Genomic DNA, 19,906 nt, shown 5'->3' on the forward strand with positions numbered 1-19,906 from the left:
GTAATTTCCCGCGCGGTTATTAACTTGTTACTATATAAAGAGAAATTCAAAAGAAAAAATCAACCCTTTTTAAAAAATTATAATTTAGATTTCATAAATTGCTGCAGCTGGGAAATTGCCTCTGTTAATCCCTCGATTCTCTTTTCGAACCTAATTAAAAGATAAATGGCAACCATAACAGGGAAACCGAAATTAGCCAGAATTCCCACAATTTGAGGAAAATTTATTTCCATTATCAAACACCCCCTTTAGCTATAAAGAGTTGGAACGTAGGTATAAATCAACCTTTAAGTGCTATCTAAATATAAAAAGCAAGCTAACTGTTGTTAGCTTGCTGAATGGCTTTATTGGTGAATACCTCATAGTAATCAGTAAATGTTGGAGGAAAGTCTATTTTACCGCCAAGAACCGCTTCTACAATTTTCAATTTAATTTCTTGTTCCAAATCATCTCGATCATTTAAGTCAGCACTTAATAGTGATTTCTTAATCTTTGGATTCATAATCAAAAGTGCTTTGGTTAGTATCTCCTTTTTATCTATATATTTTTCCACTTAAATTATCCCCTTTTTTCATATTGCTTCCTTATTTTCATTAAAGCTTTTTTCTTTGTTTTTGCTATGTTTTGAGGACTTTCGTTGAGTATTCTTGCTATCTCAATCTGTTTCAATTGATCCCCGAGAATAAGCTGGATTACTTCTTTTTCTTTTTTACCAAGTTTCATAAGAATTTTATATAAGGCTTCATCTACGACTAATTCAAATATGTTTGAAGATTCTCCTTCATTTACAATAGTAAGCTGTTCTTGTGTGACTGATAAATAATCCAACATAGTTGAATTACTCTCATTATTTGGTTGGTCTACTAGAAGCGGGAAATTTTCCTTTTGTTTCCTTCTGCGCTTATTAAAATCAATAGAAAAACGAAATGAAAGAGTAGAAATATATTTAATTAAACGGCATAAAAAAAAGTGCTCTACAAACCGTCTATCCAGCTGATTTTGAGCCTCTATATCCCCGTCAACTACAGATAATTCTAAGAGAGAAAGGTTCCTAGAATCATCGAAAAAACTTTGTACAATAGGTTGTGATAAAAATTCGGTATTCTTTTTCTTAAACTCGCTCAAACTACTGTATTTTTCCACTAAGACACACCCCCTATTAAATAAAGAGCAAGTTCAAGAAAAAAAACAACCAAAACAGAACATTTGTTCCTATATTCTAGCATATTTTTAGAAATACTTGTAATTATTAGGGGGAATTTACCTATACGAAAACTATTACTAATATTTGATTAGGTACTCAGATCAGGACATTTTTTCATTTCGGGTAGATAAAAAGCCCCCCTATCTAAGGGAGGCTTTGATTTATAATCCACTATCTAAAAATGATCCTAATAAAACCACTCCTACCATTACTGCAGAAACTAAGGTCCCAACAATCAAGTTGCCAATCATCCTTTTTATACGTCTTGATTTTTGATTTCTCCTTTTAATCTCCAGTGCTAGTGCTTGTTTTTTCTGTTGTTCCTCTATAATCCTATGTCTTAAAGGACTCATTTCAACTTCGTAAGTGTATTTCATTTAAATTCCTCCTTAAAAAATGGGCAATAATTATTGAATGCAAAGTATGGTTTATGCGATTTTTGCAATAAAGGATTCTAATGCAAGTTCCTTGCTTACCTGACCCGTTTTCATTTGGTAATCTAGCTCAGTAAGCTGTGATAAAATTCCAAGCAGCTCTTTACCTTCGTATTGGCCAGATAAATTCATATTCATATTGACCAAAAAAGGTGGAAGCTTTATTTTGGAAGCGATTTGACCATTACTAAGTCCCTCTTTTTTCAATTCCTGTAGCTGAAAAAGAATGCGGAATTGGCGAGCGATTAGATTAATAATCTTTATAGAGTCCTCTCCTTGTCTGAACATGTCTTCAAGTAAGAGGAATGCTTCTTCTGCCCTTTTTGAAACAATGGCATTGATCAATTTAAAAATGTCTTGCTCCAATGTGCGTGAAACGAGGTTTTCGATATGCTGCACTTCTAGCTCATTACTTGGACCTATATGTAAGGCCATCTTTATAATTTCATTTTCTAATTGATACAGGTTGGAACCTATATAGGAGATAAGAAGATTTATTCCTTCTGTGCTCATTGAGACTCCTTGTTCCCTGGTTCTTTTATACACCCAATCAAAGAGTTGGCCGCCTTTTAACGATTTCGCCTCATAGACAGCTGCCAACTTCTTTAGATTTTTAACAACCTTTTTTCGGTTATCCAATTTTTCATAAGGAACCATAATTACTAACACGGCATCTCCACTTGGTTTCTCCATATAGGAAAGGAGAGAATCCAAGTTGTGATCCACTTTCTCGCGAGCTTTTTCAGTTGTGAGAAAATATGCATCTTTGACAATTACGACCCTATTTCCACCTAAGAAAGAAATGGTTTGACAATCATCTAACGCTTCTTGAATAGAGGTCTCTCTAGCGTCATGAATAGTTACACTTAAATCTCTTTCTTCCGGTGGAATAGTATTGTTAATTATTTCTTGTTTCTTCTTTTCCAAAAAATATCTCTCAGGACCAAATAAAACATGTACGTTTTTCATTTTGCCTGCTCCTTCCTCTTCAATTTTTGAATTAATAGGGCAAATAGCAACATTCCAATGCTGTTTGCTGCCATGCTCCCTAAGTCACCCAACATTGAATAAACAGCAACTTGTAAACCGGTATAAGCCCAGTAGGAATAAAATAGAATCCGTAGCAAGACTTCCACTCTCCTTAAAAATTTTTGGCCATAAAAAAAAGCGCCCTACTCAAAATGATTAAATCCATTGCTACTAAAATAGTAGATTTAATCACTTTGAATAAAGTGCTTAGTAATTTAAATTGTTAATCCCGCATGGGTTTAACATAAAGTTACAAGATTGGTATATGTTAATTATAAGTAAATTGTGAAACTATTGGAAGAATAAAAACAAAAAGTTTGAATAAAATACTCTTGACCAAATTTGCCCCGATTTAAATAGAAAAAGCAGAGGATATATAAATATATCGGTCTGCCTTGATAACTAGCTGGCTAACCATTTTAGAATTTGTTATAGTATTAACCGGAGTTTAGCTTAATTTCTATGCGACACCATAAATGGAGAATCTGGTCAATAATCTCCAGAATTAGAATCAGAACCCGTATTTGAGCCAGAACATGTATCCATTATAACCGAGGCTGTAGTTATTAGATTGCTATTGTTTATCGTAGTATTGTAAGGTTTTGTTTTAAGCTGAAGAGCTCCAGTTTCAGAAGAATGTTTCTTATTGGGATATATAGCTTCAATAGCCCTTCGCTCATTTGTTATGTAGTTGCAAATCAAACACCTACCATCCTTAAACATACGGACATTTCGGCACTGTGGGCATTTTAAATAGGACAACCTAGTTATCACTCCTATGTTTCTTAACTAATACTTCTCTGGGTAGTGGACCATTATAGGGGCCAACAACACCTTCTTCTTCCATGCGGTCCATAATCATAACTGCAGAAATGAATCCTATTCTTAATCTCCTTTGTAATAAAGAAATGGAGGCAGTTTGTTCATCGATTACAACTTGCTGACCTTCCACATACCTTTCATTTGCTACGGATTTTGTAATTCTCCTCATTTATTACTACTCCTTGTCCTTTTTATTTGATGTTTCATAAAACGACTTAAATTTTTATGTTGGTTTGTAATTATAGGTAACTAATAGCAAGATTAAAATTTATCCATCAAAAAGTGATAAGCTTTATAAATCCATATACCGGTAAAAAATAGGCCCACAACTGTGGCATAAATATTTCTAATAATTTTCAACACGCAATAAATAATGACAACTGCAGCTATTAAAATCCAAGTTGTAGGTGTAATTAGTAATCCAAGCAAAGTGTCCATTGAAATCCCCCTTAGTAGTTCCGAAATCTTCTTATACATATAAGTTTAATAACTTGTAAATATAAGCGCAAAAAAGCACTTTTCCAGTTCTTAAACGACAAAAAAGGCACAAATGCTTTTTATGGCGTTTAAACACTCGAAAAGTGCTTTAATAGTTAGTTGACTCTTACCGCTTGGTATGAGCTGAAAAGTAAAAATCAATATATGAATATCATAGCCTCTTACAATTTATTTAACAAGATGAAAAATATTATTGCTGGGCATGATTGCTTCTATTCATATTGCTTAACATTTAAAACATATGTGATCGAACCTGGTGAAACGTTAAACAGCTTTGCAAGGTCCCTCTGCGAGTATTTTCCCGTTTGGGAAAGGAATTGTATTGTCTTACTTTGTCCAAGCGTTAGTTTATAACCAGCACGTTCCCGTAAATACGTCCAGTCATGTTCAGGAAAAGCGTGCTCGACTGCAGCGCATGCATTGTTATGAAACACTAGCTGTAACATCCTACCTAAATTGTTCCGATGAAAAGTTGATCCTGAGACATGATTTGCAATCTGCTCATTGCTCCAATTTAACTTTTGTGTGAATAACCATCTTGTTGCTTTAGCGGTCTGTTCCTCTGTCCAAAATCCTACCGGTACCCGGCTTTTTTGTAGTTCCCAGGGATTTAACTCCCATTCAGGGAAGCTTTCAGATACATAAGGGAAAATATTGTTTTTATACGCTTTTTGCAGCGCTCTATCTAATTTATATTCCTTCAAAAGTGAGAGGTTGAATGTTTGACAAAGAGTTTTACGGTTCATTGAAAGTTTTTCAAGAATTAGATAGCGGAGTAATTGCTGTGCATTTAATTTTCCTTCAGGTGTTCCGGTCCAGGTGTCTATCGGGAATCTGGATCTTTTTCCTGTTAGTACTTCTAGATAAATAGAAACAATATAATTTTCATGAGTCATATGGAATCTCCTTTATATGGAAGGCCTAATGAAATTGCAACTCTAATTCTTGAATGAATATTTGATGAATTTTGTAGATTTTGTTAACCTTTCTTAATCAAAAAAAAGAACCTTGCGGTTCTTTTTTACAGATGCGATCCTCGATTTTACAAATTTAATGAACATTACTCCAATCGACTATATCAAAATCTTCCAGTGCTTTGTCCTGCAAATCCTGTGTGATCCCAATATATTTAAGCGTTATTGATGGAGCAGAATGATTAAATAACTGCTGTAACATAGCAACATCTTTTTTCCTCTGATAAAAATGATAGCCAAAGGTCTTTCTTAAGGTATGGGTACCAATTTCCTCTAATCCAGCTTTCTTGGCTGCTTCGTTTAGGATCGCATAGGCTCTCTGCCTTAATATCGGTTGGTTGGAACCTTTTCTCGATTGAAATAGATAATCGTCATCTTTCATTTCTTCAATATAATCATTAATGATAACCCGAACAGAAGGAGATAATAAAAATCGTTTTGGCTTCTTAGTTTTCTTTTCAATAATACTCACATGAGTTCTATTCCTTATATCCCGGACTCTTAGCTTCAACAAATCCGAAATCCTTAAACCTGTCTGTGTTCCCATAACAAACAAAAAATAATCTCGAAAACTTCCTTTTTTCAAGATTGTGGCAACCTCTTGGATCTTTTCAAGGTCCCGTATCGGCTGAACTAAATTCAATTTACCTACCCCCAATCTATAAATCCAATATGTATCATTTAATCATACATTGCACTTCAATATGTCCGATATAAAAATTATACTATATGTAAAATAAGCGGTCTAGGCTTACAGCCACAAGGGGTTACGACCTTATTACCGAATGATACAAAATGACTATTGTGTATCATTCAATTTTTAAATAAGTTGACTTACCGGAGTGTATTGATTTTTATCTTTGTGGAGTGTAATAAAAAATATTGAACAAAAATTATATTTACTATTGTCGGAGAAACGTGTTTTAAGCAAATTATCTTTGGTTGGTTGATACCTTGATCATCTAATTTTACTGAGTAAAAAACGATAGAATATTCAGTAATTACTTGTTGAATCTTTTCTGAAAGAGTATATGATGAAAATATTAGAGGGGAAAATTGCTGTAGCTATGGAATTGCTATATCAGTTTTACTTTTAAGTAATAAATTCTAGGAGGAATGAAATCTGTGGATGAAAATAATTTTTCCAACAAAAATAATAGTGATGATGATATTTTAAAAGAATTTATACCGCCCTCTTTTATAGATGAGGCAACAAGGTTGCAACAAAAAATTCAAAGGCAAATCGAGCCCATTATAGAGATGCAAGAAAAAATGAGAAAGTTATATCAACCTATTATAGTTCCACAACAAGAGTTAATGAAGAAATATGAACCTATGTTAGACGCCCAGCAAAGGATAGTAAGTATCTTAGGTCCGTATTTTGAAGCTCAAAGCAGAATTCAGCAAACATTGGAAAAAGTGTATGCGCCATTAAAGAATATTGATTGGGAAGGTATAAAAGAAGCTGCAGCCGAACGTTTAAAGGAATTAGACCAGTTATTAAGAGAACAAGAAAATTCTAACTGGTGCTTAGATGTAGATCTTATGGATAGTATTGATGAAGGAGAAATCGAACTCAAAGAACTATCAAACCATGTAGATGCTAATCTCGATGGTATAGTGAAAGAACTAATTGCTGAACCTATATTTAAATTACATACTTCCTTAATTGATGAGTCCTATAGTGCTTATAAATCTGGGTTATATAAGCTATGTGCCTTTTCATTATTTGCCGCTTTCGAACATGTTATTGCATCCTGGTATGACGGTAATCTAACTAAAGAGAATATATCTGTAGATAAAAAGCCTAAAGCGAGGAAGTTATATAGAAGAATTGAAAGTATTGCAAAAAATGAGAAGGAACAGGACGAGTTTATTAAGGTATTCGCTTTATCTGTTTTACGAATGTATCAAAAGACTTTTTCTTTTATACCAGAGCAACTTAATAAAGAATTAAATCGTAATTCAATTGCACATGGATTTCATGATTACAACTCGATTACTAAAACAGATATTCTCAAGCTATTCCAATTGTTAAAAGCAAGTACTATTCTTGAACTAATTTCTGTAGATGAACTTCACGAAAAAAATGCAAAATCAAGCGGTTAACCTGGTGGAACAAAAATAAATAGCGATTCTTTTTATGAGAATCGCTTTGTTCATGGTGTTAGGTCACAATAGGAAGGTGCTCGATATATTTACTACTCTTAATTATCATCTCGGTAGACTGTTTATCATTGTATTTATTTTTTCTTAGAAATCCGTATGCCATGACTTTATGACCTAGCAGCTGATTCTCTGTATAGGTGAAATGAGGGAAATATTTCTCAAATACTACTAAGCTGAAATTTTTACCTTCTTCAAAGTTTAGGTAGTATACCTTCTCTCTTTTAATAAAATTACTTATTGTTCCATAAACAAAATATGGTGTCTTTTCAAGAGATTTATTCTCCCATAATAGTTCATGGGCTCGTTCCGGCGTAATGATCAGCTGTGATAAGGGAATTTTATTACCTTTAACATGTATGATAATAGATGCCAGGACATCCGGTTGGTGGTCTTTTATTAACTTTACAACAGACTTAAGTGAAGATATGCTGCTAGGTGTTAAGGAAGAATCATTCCTTACTTTAATAGCCTGTGGCGGTTTATTCTGTAGTTCCCTCTCAACGACCTTAGCTTCAAAATCTGGATCAATTCTATTCAAATTCATCTTGATGACAATCTGCTGCATGTCCTTGGCAAGCAAATCATTTTGATACTGCTCACATTTTTCTATGGTTTCTACAAAACTCAATTTTTTAGAAAGCCCACAAATGTCTGTATGCTTCGACTTCCCTTTTCCACTTGTTTTAAAGTATGGTGCTACACTGCCTTGAGCTGGAACGAAAATCACAGGAGCTTTGCAAGAGCTATCCAAGCAGTAAATGTTGTGGCCATGTTTTACCTCTTGGTACTCAAAAGCACTAATTACTTTTCCGTTTGCTAAAACTGCAGCATTCACGTTTATCCTCCTTCCTTTGAAAGGCTGCGGATTTGTTCCTGTAATCCGTGATAACGTCTTGTTAGATCCCTCATTTCCTCCTTAATAGATTGAGGGATTTCATTCAGAGTATCTGCAATTGTAAATCCTATAGACATTTGCTGAAAAGCTCTTCCCATAAAAACCAAAGTCTGAAAAATATAGTCTTCCTGTTTTCCTAATTCTTTAAATCTCTCTTTTTCAAACAATTCATTTTCCCTTTCCTCAACCCACATATCAAATTTAGTTTCAACATCCATGAAATGATATCTCCTTTAAATTTTTATCATCAAAAAAAATGATAATAGCGGGCTTTAATTACTGTAAAAAGAAGTTAGCTTCTGAATATCATATGAATTACTGTGGGTACCCATTTCAATTTTTAGAATGGTACTTGGGAGCAGTCCACATTGATTACTAACTTCAATAAGCAGTAAATTCATAGCTTTTCTTTTTTTCTTAAGTCCATTTGCAATTGTGTTCATAAATTTTTCCTCCTAATAAAAAACGGAAGAACTACAAACAAGGTTTCATCCCTGATTGCGGTTCTTCCGCTTTTAGTAATATGTATTTACCATATTTTATCATAGATTAATTGAAGATTTCAATCTTAGAATATACGAAATGGTGCAGCTAAGACCATTCTTTTTCTGTATTGTGAATATAAGCGTTCATCGCTCCTGGCTAAGTGGCTTATCATTGATGTACTAACTCCATAAGCCTTACCATCACCATAGTAGATCCAATTAAAAAGGCTTGGAGCTATATTGTTTAATTCAGAAATTTGATGTATTAATTTTTTTAACTTATTATGTGACAGCTCATTTTCTGTTAGTTCTAAAAGATGAATGTGGCCACGTTTAATGTCTGTAAACATTTCGATTCGTTGATGATAGCAAAAAGGGATATTCATACTCTCTCCTTCATTTGGCTTAAATTGTAAAAATGATCTTAAGCTATTATTGCTTAAGATCATGGTTTGTAATATTAAGCTCGAACTTGGCTTGTTCAAGTGCTGCAAGATTAACTGAATTTAAGATTAATGGCTCAAGCTTTTTAAATTCTACCTTTCCTTTTTCCTTTTGCTCTTTGTTACCGTAATTAATCATTCCATTTATCACAATCATCTTCTGTAAAAGAACCGCTGTATCTAATTGATCTAACCCATTCATATCAGGTTTATTAGTATTCACAATTGTTTCCCCCTTAAAGACTAGTAGATATATTCCATTTTTATTATTAGAACAATCATATGCGGAAATGGTTTTTATTGCAAAATCAAGAGAAAAAATACCATTTGTTAAAATTTAACCATTATAATCAGGTAAGAAGAACTATTAAAAATTAGAAATGGGGACTTAATATTGGAAATCATACACTTACCGAAAACCATTAATCCAAATTTAAAAGAGCTTTTAAATCAGAAGGAAATAAATATTTCCGACATAGAATTTATCGTAATTGCGGAGCATCCTATTAACAAGGAAGAAAAACAAGAAATGGAGGATGTAGCAAATCGATTAGGAAATAAAGAGAATATTCAAGTTCATGAATTTACATATTTGGAAGCGGATTCTACTATAGAATTTGATTCATTTGAAGATTCCTTACCGGCTAAACATGCTGCTTTTGTTATTTTAAATAAAAATACCAATAATGATATTACTGAACAACTCGGTATAGTATATAAACCGAAAAACAGTACTAAAACACTTCCAATCTTTACTTTAAGCGAAAATGCTGAATTCTTAATTCAGGTAAAAGCTGACCCTTCTGATCTGGGTGATACAAATGAATATTTGCAAGATATTAAAAATAGGCTTATGGGGAATAATAGAACTTCACTAAGTTTCAGTTATTGTACTAGTGATGAGAACTGCACTCAATATTGTTTTATCATAAAATAATAGTATATTTGGGGATAGATGAAATATATTCTTCAGTTCATCTATCCCTTTTTACTAAGGTTGTATAAACGATTTATCTATTGTAAAAAATGAATTCAAGTTTCTGCATTACTCCAAGAACGTCTTCCATTAAAGCACGTTCGTCCTTTTGGTTAAGAGTAAACAAGATATTATCTAATGTATTTTCAACCTCTTCCTGCAACAGCTTTTTATCAATACCTATATTCTGAGGTCTTAGTTGCTTATATTTATTTTTTTTAAAATTAGCTAAACACCTTTGAAATGCTTGCTTAATATCCGCTGTTTCAATTACTCCGTGGCAGGAAGAACAAAGTGTAACTAGATTATCAGGGTGGTGAATTCCCCCTTTTTCACGCGGGATCTTATGGTGAACATGGAGATCTGTTTCAGACTCGCAAACAACACATTTCCAACCATCCCTATCTTTCACTTCATTTTTCAAACTTTCATTGAATGGTTTATTCCAAACGTTTGCAAATGTGATTTTTCCCCCATTCTTTTGAATTAGATCTATAACTTCAAGGTGTGGCAAAATAATCATTTCTACTAAGCTCATGATACTGTCTGCCACACTATCAATGGATTCAATTACATCTTCTTCATCCTCTTCATCTTGATTGACATCTTGGTCAAAAATTATTTGGGACATTTCAGATATGAAAGGAATCACTTCATTTCTATGTGTAGGGATCAGAGCTTTAGCTTGATCGTATATAGTGTGTATATCTTCTTTTCTCCAGTTCCTTACAGTATTCTTAACTACTCCTGGAATCATACTGCGCCAAGAGTCATCTATTTTTGCTTCCTTTTGATCAACGGTTTTGATTCTTCCATCTTTATACTTGTCAATGACTTCAAGAATATCAATAGCTTCTTCATTTTCTGAATACCTCAGATCTACAAGAGTACCTAGAAAATCATCAATCTCATCTCTAAGGCTGCCAGAAGTTTTGTACCTAATATAGTCACTTATTTCTTCTTCTAAATCAATTGGTGGGTATGTATACCAACCTGGAATGGATTCTCTTACAATTTTGGGGGTTTGGTAGCGCCATGCATCTTGTAATGGAAAAATAGCAGGTTCATGGATAAAAGTATCATAGTCCTCGAAGTCGTCTTGTTTTTCCTGAAGACCTACTAAAATTTTTAAAAAATCATCTATTTCATTTCTAAGGCTGCCAGAAGTTTTGTACCTAATATAACATCTAATTTCTTCCTCTAAATCAGCTGGGGGATATGTATACCATCCTTCTATCGAATCTCTAACAAACTTTGGAGTTTTATACCTCCAAGCATCCTGTAATGGGAAATTGGCAGGTTCATGGTTAAATGGCTCAGTAGCAGGAGAATGGTCTTCCTTATCAATTGTTACACTGCTTAACTTTTGATCATCCACATGTGGTTGGTCATTACCAATCTCAGAATGATCATTGAATCTTCTGTTTTCAAATATACTATCCAGTTCATCAAGTAAAACTGATAGTTCATCTGTAAGTATTGAAGTATTTTCTTTTAAAGAAGATATTTTAGTGAAAGGAACATCCTCCCATCCCGCTAATTCTTTTATTTCCAAGACATTTACTAGGTTTATAATTTCGTTAATTAGCAATTCCCTAGTAAATTCGTTAAAAGAGGATTTTTTTTTGTTTTTATTTCGAGTTTTTGTAGCCATTTACCCTTCCACATTCGCTGTTAATTAGTTTCGTTAACCTTATCGTATGTAATACGAATTACCTAAATTATAACAATTATTAGGAGTTATGGGATTATATTTTGGAGATTAAAAACACCCTTTAGTTTTTTCTTTACTAAAGGGTGAAATTTGTATTTGATTATTACATCAAATAAGCTTTAAGATAACTTTCGTAAGCTAATACTACAAGTAGTTTAAGACAGCAGTTAAATAATGTTGTACAGTTTGGACCCTTTCAGCTGCAGAATCCGCGATTTGTTTATAGTGATGTTTTCCATCCTCCGTAATTCTCAACAAACGCTTCGTCCTGGTTTCGCCTTCCCACTGGCCAACTAATAGACCGTTTCTTTCCATATCCTTTGCCAGTTCATAGTGATAGCCACTACTGGTCACCCATCCATACTTTTGTTTTAAAATATCCTCAATGCCGGCCATATGAACGTGGCCGCGTTTCATTGCTGCTTTTAATGTGACATACCGGACTAGATCCATAACTGAAACCAATTTGGCAAAATACTTTCGATGCTCATCCGGTAGCTCATGCTCAACCGGCGGATTCTCACCGGACCCGGTCAGATCGTAGACAAACCGGTCGATGACCATTTTCACTTCACTGAGGCGTTCTTTGAAAGTCAGCTGATACCACTGGTAAAGGGATTCCCCTTTCTTCGTAATGTGGTAGACATTAAAGGAGCCCTCTTTTTCCAGGAGCAGATGCCCGCTTTCGGCCAGCTCTTTAGCCACTTTGCAGAAGTAAGCATAACTATGCCTTTTACCGCTAAACCGCTCGGATAACTCTTCATAAAGGGCTTTGGGGAAATTCGGACTTTCCATCAAAGTCTTTAAAATAAAAAGAGTATTAAATTCCTTCTGGCTAAGTCCAATGGTTTCGATAGAAACCGGCTGCCTTTGCTTTTCCTCCATATAACTAACCTCCCTTACAGCAAAATCAGATCCCCGCTGTAAAAGTAACCTTTCACGTCTCTGTCAAAGCCAACCTCATAGCATTCCTTCCCCTGAGAATTTGTTTTAGCGGAAAGGATAATGCCTTTTTTATTGCTGAAGTCTTTCAAATAATAAAAGTCCTCTGGATCCAGCGGTTCATTCTCCTGGACCTTTCTCACCTTCACGTCATCCCCTATTTGATACACCATATCTTCCTTCGAAAGAGGGGAGACTTCCTCGCTCTCAAATAACGTCAGCTGTTCCATTAAAAACATCACCTTCTATCATAACTATAAACTATTTTCAAATTCAGCAAACCTCGTTAGAGTATTCTTCTACACTGTATGCCGCTTATCCTCCCTTCTCCCGCTTTTTTTACCTTGAACAGCCCGTTTTTTCATTTAATTTTTCCGAATCCATTCCATATATTCGATTCATTACATTTATCGGACTCATTGAATTATTCAATTTTCTCGGATCCATTCCATCCCTTCGATACATCCAATCCTTCGGATCCATTTTCTCGGAAGAATGGGTGGGGGTTTGTCGCGCGTCGCAAGCGGAACCTGCAGCGAGTCCGAAAAAAAAGCTCTCCCCCTATTCAAAGTCAAAAGCGGGCGGTTTAAGAGGACCGACGGGCCAACGAACAGTAAAAAACTGGATATAAAGAGTATATAAGCGGGAGAGGAGCGGATCTGGAGCATGCTGAAGGAAGGAATACTCTAGCGAGGTCTGCTGTTAAGTACACAATGTATTTTATGTGGCCAGCTGCTGTTCCCATCCGATTACATTCAGGCCGTTTCTTCAGTAGAAACATATAAATGCTCCCATTCTTTTCTTATATCAAGGCAATGGTAATGATAATCTAGTCGAATAATTTCAGTTTGATGTAAAATTTTTAGAAACGTTAAAAATTCACTAAGGTGGTAATTCAATACATGAGCTTTACCCAACCTTGCTGCAATTAGACTGCCTGGTATATTGTGAGTGGCATCCGACAACTTCCCAATAACAGCAAGGTGAAAATGTAGATTTGACTTGCTCATATTTTCTGTTTTAATTGTTGAGATATTTCTAACGAAGCAACAATATAAATATAAGACATCAGCTGCCAGCCTTTCTATTTCCTCTGGTGTATATGATTCTAAGTTTTCTTGAACTACCTCTTGCAACTGAAAATATTTATTACTTTCATCGTAAAAATATTCCTTAAAATCTATATTAGTTTCTTTAGTTGTTCCTATACTTTTTAATCCATCTTCCTTTGTAAATGTATACTTCCGTTTCCGTAACCACCCTAACATTATTACTTCCCCCTAATCCAATTATGAAAGCTGTTGCTACACTTTTCTCAAATAAGCTTGCAATTAATAAGATATTCTATCTTTTATAAAGGACAATTTTAAAGTGAGTGGAGTGATTTCTTAATTTTTTTTCGAATATCTTCATTACTTTCTCCTTATCTAGGCCACCGGTCCCAGTGCCCAATAGAGGGATTGTCGAAGATTGAATCCCTTTTTCAACACAAAAGGCACAAATGTTATTTAGGCATTTTTCAATCGTTAAGATATCTGCTTTTTGCCCGGGTTTTAGCATCGTTACTGCATGCAGTACACCTTCTTTAAACCCCAATCTTCCTGAGCCAGTAATATAAATATCTCCCAGGCAGATCTTTCTTGACCTGCAAATAATTTTAGCCTCCCTCTCAATTGAGTGATCATTATAGTGGATTGTATCTGCAACACCTTTTAGTGGAACATATCGACCGAAAATCCCACCCATCCATCCTTTGCCGTTAGCAGCATTGATTAACAGATCAGATTTATAATCTAATAAATTTCCATGGAGCTGTTCGATCATGGCAATTCATTCCCCTTATTAAAATATTTTTCAAGCTAGAAAAGACTTCATTGCCATTCCCCTCTATGCCTTAAAAAACAAAAAAGCACCTGATTCATAGGTCATCCCTATGGATCAAGTGCTTCTTGATATTTCAATATTAACAGAATTTGGACATTGAGTATATGTATTTTTTGCTACTATTTTATTTTTCTTTCATACTTTAGGCTTCCCAAATGGAGCAAGTATTCTCGTGCTCTTTCATAACTCATTCCCTTGTCCTCAAGGTAATTCATTGAATCGAATTTATTTCTTCCCACACCATCTATTACATAAATCTCTTCGTAGATACCTTTTTCACAATGTAAATACCAGTAGTCCCCTTCATTAGGCGTTCTATTTCTTTCCTTCATTTTTTCATAACTTAAAAACAATAGCACCACTATTACAAATGAAGCAATCAACGATATAATGAATCCAATGATTGAGAAATTCATCGCATACCATAAGAAGACCAACACTACGAAATAGATTAATATATAATCATGTAGCATTGTTTGGGGATAGTTAGCTTTCCAGCCGGCCATTATTTTATACCTTCCATTCTTTGCTTAATTTTTTTTAGCTTTTACGAATATTTAACAAATCATTACCAAACTCAATTAAATGGATTAATGAAGTTATCCTGGCATCATGAATCAGCCCTTCTTGAACTAGTACTTTTTCTAAGTTTGTCGAAAATGCAATAAATTCATTAATATACTGTAGGAGCAGCTGCTTATCGTGGAAATTGTGACGATCTGGGATATTTTCTAAAACATCATTGACAGCAAAAATAATGGTTCTATACAATTGGGGATTTTCATCTATTAAAAAACTGTGGCTAAAACCTTTGATGCTTATAATACCATGTCTAATAATTTCTAATCCTACACTTTGTAGGTAGGAGAGGTCCTTATCTTTAAAGAGCTCTTCGTTCTCTTGGGGATGATTTAGCAACATATTATGATATTTATTGTTTAGTTTAATATTCATTCTTCCACCCTTTCATTTGGTATAAAAAAAGAAATTAGCCTACCAAATAAATTTCAACATGCTCAAATTTTGCATTAGGGGGTGCGAACTCCTTTTTAAATTCTTTTTCATTAATACAAATTGCTTTATAACAATTGTTCGATGAACCAATAATTAATTTGTGTAACTTAACTGCGTTATTATAATTTTTCTTCATATAAGATTCCCCTTACTTAATGGCTTTCACCACCACCTATAATTAGGATGTCGCTATTTGGTACTCATATTTTTTTATATTCCTCATATTGATTGTTTAAGAATTCCTTAAGCGTAATGAGAATTTTTTCTGCATAAAGTTCACTTTCAACTTCTGATTTGAAATAATCTTTTCTTTTTTTTAATGAATTCATCTTTATGACCCCATCCTTAGTCAAATGAGTTTGCACTAACCCTAAGGTCAATGTTTCTAAAATGAAAGCGTCAGATGTAGTTATCACTTGCTTCGTCATGTACATCTGAAGGTTAGTTTTATACATAGGTTTGAAAATGGAGCCTTCGTTTTCTTCTTTAAATTCATACACCAATAAATATTTTTCTTCTTTCAACACAGCTGACAATCTCTTTTTAAAAATTGGATCACCAAAGCTAATAAATGTTTCGATGAAGTAGGGCTTTGTTTTTGAAGCATCTACCCCTGGATTTACATGTACCTCAAATGGGGACCTTTCTGGGAATAGTGACTTTGAGTGTGCTTTTAAAGTTTCCTTAGCAAGTCTTTTGACATTATTAAGCGGCAACTGAATCATCCCTTTGCAAATTTATATAAATATTAATTTCTGTTCCACTCTTTACAGCTACTATTCTGGAACACTATAAAAAAGAATCTAAAAATATTTTGATGCTTTTATCATCTTACTCCCTCTGTTCTTCTACCCTGTTATTACTAATAAACTTTTTATAAATTTGGAAGTTTAGGGCCAAAGAGTCAGTGTGATAATCCATCCACTTATACTCTTCTTCAATTCTGTATACTTCTTTACCATACAAAAGGGACAAACATCTTGACACAATTCTCTTTGGTAACCTCGATGAAATCTATTACAAGACGAACAATCATAAATGAAATTTAGCCTTTTAACTGGAAAATGATTTTTCCTATTCATGTATTGTATCCGCAGCACAATATCCTTTAAAATCCCCTTATATTTATAGCAATAATATCATCAATCAACACTAACAAACTTAGTTATTTCCTCACCTTCAAATCTAACCAGATACTCTTTCCCATCATAAATCACTTGATAATCACTGGACGAAAAGCTCTTTCGTTCAAGTATCAGCTCAGATGTTTCCGCTTTTAAATAATCAGCAACTAAAGCTTCTTTTTTAGTTGTTTCATGAGAAATATCTTTTGACATATTATTCATTGTATTAATTAGAGCACGACCCACAAATATAAGGATTAATAATAAACACATAACTGTAAGAGTAGTATAAAGTGTATCCCTACTAATGTTTAGATTAAATTTCATCTTATTCGCTCCTAAAATTTGACTTCTGTTCCTAACTTCTCTATTTTCATCAGTCAGTTTCATGTAATTTTGTTTTTGATTTTCAACGAATTTCTCTAGGGTAAATACCATTTGATTCATTATATTGTTAGCATCTTCTTTACTTTTGAATGAACGAACAATCACATCACTTATAGAATTATCCTTTTCCATCTCAATTCGAAATAAGTGAGTAAATTCTAAAAGTGGTTTCTCAATCTGAAGCAGGTTGGAATGATAATCCACTATCTTAACTTTATATCGGGAAGAAGATAGAAATCTTTGATTAATAAAAATTGCATATTTTATACTAGTAATCCGTAGTCTTTCGTAAAAGTCCTTATTGGGGTATAGTCAGGAAAATGCGGATTTACAACGTTAAGGAAGTTCCAATATAAAAAGCCCAATTTCTCGGTATAACGCAAAAGAAATTGGGCTTTTGGGTATTCCTAAAATGAGAACTCAATCTTTATTAAACTCCACTAATATCAGTTTCAATATGTTGATTTCCTAAAAGTAATACCATAATTCGATCAAATAGTTCTCTGGAGGAGACAGCTCTCAATTTGCTTTTTCGACGAAAAGGCAGAACCCTTTAAAGAATTCTGTTGCCAGGAACTAATACTACTATAGAGCTAGCAATAAAATTGACTAATGTTTTATTCATGTTCTCCTTCCAATCAACAGTTCTATGAAATAGGAAATGTCAAACTTTTAATACATTTCCTATTCTAAAATGAGAGCATTCCCTTTTCAGTTAGTAGTTCACTTTTTGATCTAATAAACTCATATGTCTCATTACCATATAATTCTTTTATAAATCGTTTTTCTTGTTCGTAAGCAGGAACGTATTCATCTAAAACAAACACACCATCAGGAAGTGATGCTTTACTATATTCGCTCTGTGGTTTCCTAGTATCCATGATGAGTTTACGATGATTTTTGTTCAAACAGATATAGTTCAAATCAAACTTATTCCATCTGCTGAAACCTTTATTATCATTAACTGTTGATAAAATAACTTCATCATTTTCAGTTAGTTTTACGACATCAAGTACTGTATTATCATCAGCACCAAAAACAAAATCACTATTATCTGATAACTTTACTATATCTAAAGGATACATCATACAACCCTTGGGTTTTAGTTTTGTGTAGTTTATATTGTTCTTTATTGCATAACCATGAATTGCACAACCATGTGAGCCTTTTTCACCTATTTTAATTGAAAATATACACTTCCCACAATGCTCTATAAAGCTTCCGTTTTTATCTAATATCCCGTTTTCACTATAATATTTTTTTGATTTAAAATAGTCGGAATTTGATTGAGTTTCTTTAAAAATATTATCTACGTGGTTGTATACCTTATTAATATCTTCCTTAGTTGGGGGATAGGGAGAGCCATCACAACAAAGTGAAAAATGCGCTAAGTGACAATTCATACAATCTAGATTAACGGGTCTGCTTAGAGATTTAATATCAAAAAGATTCCCCATAAATTCAAATACACTAATATTGTAATTTTGTGAGATGTATTTATCTAAGTTCTCTTTTAAAACAGTTGCCATTGGAAAGTTAATGTAAGCATACTCCCTCGCTTTTTTATTTGATAATATACTAAACCCTCCTCTCTTTTTCAAATAGATTTAATAAAATAATTATAAAACAACAAAATAAATAATTACAATATTTTAAATTAATAGAAAATATTCGAAATTTAAAACAGAATATTGTATTATAATTCTGAATTTGGAAAAAGGAGGTGGGCTGATGTCTAAAATCAATGAAAACATAAAGCTATTCTCAAAGAACCATTTTAATGAAAAAGGAAGACGTGTTGTTGTCGTCCTAGTAATGCAATTACATGATGAAGGTAATAAAACAAGCGAGGAGTAAGCAGTGATTTGATTGGGGCAAGCCCCCTATTAAGTCATAAGGGGCTTGCCCCTAACCAGTAATTATCGAAAGGGGTTGTAAAAATATTGAGTAGCGTTGTCTCAAAGAAAACAAACCTAACTTTTTTAAACAAAAGGGAAATTAACAGAAACATTGATGCTGTTATTGATTATCATTTTGGGGAAGGTACTAGTAGCGGAATTCCTGATAATGAAAAAAAAGGATACTTTATTCAAACATTAAACGCCCTTCAACAATCACAGATTCCTTTTGAATTGGATAATATTAAGATAATTTTTGATAGCGATATTCTGTGTGAACATTTAATCAATAATTACTTAATAGAAAAAAAGGATACCTTAGATGATAAACATTTATTCAACGAAGAGGAACGCAGAGAAATTGTTTATAATGTTGAAAAAGCGTTAGATTTAATAAAATTACTCCATCCTGATCTCCACTACCTAATTAATAAACACATTGGAACCCTCTACTTTATTAAGAAAGAAGGATTTGGTGGGGGTTCTGTCTCTGGTTTATTAGGCTTAATATGGCTTAACCCCCCTAAGAGATGGACCGTGATCGACTATGCTGAAGCACTTTACCATGAATTTATTCATAATAGTTTATTCTTGGATGACATGGTCAATTGTATTTTCCCAGATCCCCTTTCTTGTGAGAATGAAGAAGCTCTTACTACGTCGACGATTTTAAAAAAGAAGCGGCCATTAGACAAATCTTTCCACGCTGCTAATGTATCTATTGGAATAATGCATATGTACCATTTGTTAAGCGATAAAAAGAAATCTAGAATGTACGAAGAAGATCTGAAACGTACTATCGTAGAAATGAATGATAAAACTCAATTCTTAGGAGAACGTGGACTAGAAATACTTAAAGAAATGAATCACTTTATCAATACTTATGATTTCGATAGTATTACACTATCTCTAAGCGGTAAATGATTACTTGAAAACTATGCTTGCAGAGAACTTTTTTCTGCAAGCATATATTCCGTGCTGTCAATCTATTACAGAAAAAAATTTAAAAGGATC

29 protein-coding genes are annotated in these 19,906 nt (G+C 33.5%); 4 read left to right on the forward strand and 25 right to left on the reverse strand.

The genetic code is table 11. The features are described from left to right. Positions 1 to 77: 77 nt before the first annotated feature. The 9 genes from NR125_RS16560 to NR125_RS16600 form a co-directional block, all read right to left on the reverse strand. Positions 78 to 233, reverse strand: a complete 156-nt coding sequence (locus NR125_RS16560) for a YvrJ family protein (RefSeq protein WP_081757371.1) — start codon at positions 231 to 233, stop codon at positions 78 to 80. 83 nt (positions 234 to 316) lie between these two features. Beyond that, on the reverse strand, positions 317 to 553 hold the full coding sequence (locus NR125_RS16565) for a hypothetical protein (RefSeq protein ID WP_071159777.1): 237 nt from the start codon (positions 551 to 553) through the stop codon (positions 317 to 319). Between the two features lie 5 nt (positions 554 to 558). Then, the gene (locus NR125_RS29950) at positions 559 to 1,143 is read right to left on the reverse strand and encodes a sigma-70 family RNA polymerase sigma factor (protein ID WP_035333512.1); all 585 of its coding nucleotides are present in this window, start codon (positions 1,141 to 1,143) and stop codon (positions 559 to 561) included. Between the two features lie 222 nt (positions 1,144 to 1,365). After that, a complete protein-coding gene (locus tag NR125_RS16575) occupies positions 1,366 to 1,581 on the reverse strand; it encodes a hypothetical protein (protein WP_035333511.1) in 216 nt (71 codons plus the stop codon). A gap of 51 nt (positions 1,582 to 1,632) precedes the next feature. Then, positions 1,633 to 2,607, reverse strand: a complete 975-nt coding sequence (holA, locus tag NR125_RS16580; RefSeq protein ID WP_071159779.1) for a DNA polymerase III subunit delta — start codon at positions 2,605 to 2,607, stop codon at positions 1,633 to 1,635. Between the two features lie 823 nt (positions 2,608 to 3,430). Continuing rightward, positions 3,431 to 3,658 carry a DNA translocase FtsK gene (locus NR125_RS16585; RefSeq protein WP_035333507.1) on the reverse strand — a complete coding sequence of 76 codons (228 nt, stop codon included), beginning with the start codon at positions 3,656 to 3,658 and terminating at the stop codon, positions 3,431 to 3,433. A gap of 92 nt (positions 3,659 to 3,750) precedes the next feature. Beyond that, positions 3,751 to 3,927 carry a hypothetical protein gene (locus tag NR125_RS16590; protein ID WP_160169290.1) on the reverse strand — a complete coding sequence of 59 codons (177 nt, stop codon included), beginning with the start codon at positions 3,925 to 3,927 and terminating at the stop codon, positions 3,751 to 3,753. A gap of 272 nt (positions 3,928 to 4,199) precedes the next feature. Further along, on the reverse strand, positions 4,200 to 4,883 hold the full coding sequence (locus NR125_RS16595; protein ID WP_071159781.1) for a DUF4046 domain-containing protein: 684 nt from the start codon (positions 4,881 to 4,883) through the stop codon (positions 4,200 to 4,202). A gap of 154 nt (positions 4,884 to 5,037) precedes the next feature. After that, entirely contained in the window at positions 5,038 to 5,604 is a 567-nt protein-coding gene (locus NR125_RS16600; RefSeq protein ID WP_071159783.1) for a site-specific integrase, read from the reverse strand. A gap of 482 nt (positions 5,605 to 6,086) precedes the next feature. Between NR125_RS16600 and NR125_RS16605 the strand changes: the two genes are divergently transcribed. Then, positions 6,087 to 7,070: a hypothetical protein gene (locus NR125_RS16605; RefSeq protein ID WP_206845608.1), complete on the forward strand. Its 984-nt coding sequence runs from the start codon at positions 6,087 to 6,089 to the stop codon at positions 7,068 to 7,070. Positions 7,071 to 7,128: 58 nt separating this feature from the next. Here the strand turns inward: NR125_RS16605 and NR125_RS16610 are convergent, their stop codons facing one another. The 5 genes from NR125_RS16610 to NR125_RS16630 all read right to left on the reverse strand — a co-directional run bounded on the left by NR125_RS16610 (position 7,129) and on the right by NR125_RS16630 (position 9,176). After that, positions 7,129 to 7,965 carry a hypothetical protein gene (locus tag NR125_RS16610; protein ID WP_206845607.1) on the reverse strand — a complete coding sequence of 279 codons (837 nt, stop codon included), beginning with the start codon at positions 7,963 to 7,965 and terminating at the stop codon, positions 7,129 to 7,131. Positions 7,966 to 7,967: 2 nt separating this feature from the next. Beyond that, positions 7,968 to 8,243, reverse strand: a complete 276-nt coding sequence (locus NR125_RS16615) for a hypothetical protein (RefSeq protein ID WP_206845606.1) — start codon at positions 8,241 to 8,243, stop codon at positions 7,968 to 7,970. A gap of 54 nt (positions 8,244 to 8,297) precedes the next feature. After that, the gene (locus tag NR125_RS16620) at positions 8,298 to 8,468 is read right to left on the reverse strand and encodes a hypothetical protein (protein WP_206845605.1); all 171 of its coding nucleotides are present in this window, start codon (positions 8,466 to 8,468) and stop codon (positions 8,298 to 8,300) included. 125 nt (positions 8,469 to 8,593) lie between these two features. Then, positions 8,594 to 8,896, reverse strand: coding sequence for a hypothetical protein (locus NR125_RS16625; RefSeq protein WP_206845602.1), 303 nt, complete (start codon positions 8,894 to 8,896; stop codon positions 8,594 to 8,596). A 46-nt stretch (positions 8,897 to 8,942) separates the two neighbouring features. After that, positions 8,943 to 9,176: a hypothetical protein gene (locus NR125_RS16630; RefSeq protein ID WP_206845600.1), complete on the reverse strand. Its 234-nt coding sequence runs from the start codon at positions 9,174 to 9,176 to the stop codon at positions 8,943 to 8,945. A 171-nt stretch (positions 9,177 to 9,347) separates the two neighbouring features. Here NR125_RS16630 and NR125_RS16635 point away from each other — a divergent pair, with 171 nt between their 5' ends. Next, positions 9,348 to 9,890, forward strand: coding sequence for a hypothetical protein (locus NR125_RS16635; protein WP_206845598.1), 543 nt, complete (start codon positions 9,348 to 9,350; stop codon positions 9,888 to 9,890). A 73-nt stretch (positions 9,891 to 9,963) separates the two neighbouring features. Here NR125_RS16635 and NR125_RS16640 read toward each other — a convergent pair whose 3' ends face one another. The 11 genes from NR125_RS16640 to NR125_RS16690 all read right to left on the reverse strand — a co-directional run bounded on the left by NR125_RS16640 (position 9,964) and on the right by NR125_RS16690 (position 18,523). Next, complete coding sequence (locus NR125_RS16640) at positions 9,964 to 11,583, reverse strand: HNH endonuclease (protein WP_206845596.1); 1,620 nt, start codon at positions 11,581 to 11,583, stop codon at positions 9,964 to 9,966. Between the two features lie 204 nt (positions 11,584 to 11,787). Continuing rightward, positions 11,788 to 12,528, reverse strand: coding sequence for a helix-turn-helix transcriptional regulator (locus tag NR125_RS16645; RefSeq protein WP_206845594.1), 741 nt, complete (start codon positions 12,526 to 12,528; stop codon positions 11,788 to 11,790). 14 nt (positions 12,529 to 12,542) lie between these two features. Further along, a complete protein-coding gene (locus tag NR125_RS16650; protein ID WP_206845592.1) occupies positions 12,543 to 12,815 on the reverse strand; it encodes a hypothetical protein in 273 nt (90 codons plus the stop codon). 525 nt (positions 12,816 to 13,340) lie between these two features. Continuing rightward, positions 13,341 to 13,853 carry a hypothetical protein gene (locus NR125_RS16655; protein ID WP_035333491.1) on the reverse strand — a complete coding sequence of 171 codons (513 nt, stop codon included), beginning with the start codon at positions 13,851 to 13,853 and terminating at the stop codon, positions 13,341 to 13,343. Between the two features lie 76 nt (positions 13,854 to 13,929). Beyond that, positions 13,930 to 14,409, reverse strand: coding sequence for a macro domain-containing protein (locus NR125_RS16660; protein ID WP_206845591.1), 480 nt, complete (start codon positions 14,407 to 14,409; stop codon positions 13,930 to 13,932). Between the two features lie 179 nt (positions 14,410 to 14,588). Next, a complete protein-coding gene (locus tag NR125_RS16665) occupies positions 14,589 to 14,975 on the reverse strand; it encodes a hypothetical protein (RefSeq protein ID WP_035332677.1) in 387 nt (128 codons plus the stop codon). A gap of 34 nt (positions 14,976 to 15,009) precedes the next feature. After that, entirely contained in the window at positions 15,010 to 15,423 is a 414-nt protein-coding gene (locus NR125_RS16670; RefSeq protein ID WP_035332676.1) for a hypothetical protein, read from the reverse strand. Between the two features lie 34 nt (positions 15,424 to 15,457). Next, positions 15,458 to 15,619, reverse strand: coding sequence for a hypothetical protein (locus NR125_RS16675; RefSeq protein WP_160169274.1), 162 nt, complete (start codon positions 15,617 to 15,619; stop codon positions 15,458 to 15,460). Between the two features lie 64 nt (positions 15,620 to 15,683). After that, positions 15,684 to 16,208: a hypothetical protein gene (locus tag NR125_RS16680; RefSeq protein ID WP_256815740.1), complete on the reverse strand. Its 525-nt coding sequence runs from the start codon at positions 16,206 to 16,208 to the stop codon at positions 15,684 to 15,686. A 417-nt stretch (positions 16,209 to 16,625) separates the two neighbouring features. Next, a complete protein-coding gene (locus NR125_RS16685; RefSeq protein ID WP_256815741.1) occupies positions 16,626 to 17,126 on the reverse strand; it encodes a hypothetical protein in 501 nt (166 codons plus the stop codon). A 557-nt stretch (positions 17,127 to 17,683) separates the two neighbouring features. Further along, positions 17,684 to 18,523, reverse strand: coding sequence for a DUF3109 family protein (locus tag NR125_RS16690; RefSeq protein ID WP_034297793.1), 840 nt, complete (start codon positions 18,521 to 18,523; stop codon positions 17,684 to 17,686). 202 nt (positions 18,524 to 18,725) lie between these two features. On the opposite strand from NR125_RS16690, the gene NR125_RS16695 reads away from it, so the two are divergent. Together NR125_RS16695 and NR125_RS16700 are read left to right on the forward strand one after the other, a co-directional pair. Continuing rightward, a complete protein-coding gene (locus tag NR125_RS16695; RefSeq protein WP_256815743.1) occupies positions 18,726 to 18,851 on the forward strand; it encodes a hypothetical protein in 126 nt (41 codons plus the stop codon). 86 nt (positions 18,852 to 18,937) lie between these two features. Further along, complete coding sequence (locus tag NR125_RS16700) at positions 18,938 to 19,816, forward strand: aKG-HExxH-type peptide beta-hydroxylase (protein ID WP_252244936.1); 879 nt, start codon at positions 18,938 to 18,940, stop codon at positions 19,814 to 19,816. The last annotated feature ends 90 nt before the right edge of the window (positions 19,817 to 19,906 follow it).

It is taken from the genome of Cytobacillus sp. Bac17 (assembly GCF_024519925.1).
GTDB classification, from domain to species: domain Bacteria; phylum Bacillota; class Bacilli; order Bacillales; family Cytobacillaceae; genus Cytobacillus; species Cytobacillus pseudoceanisediminis.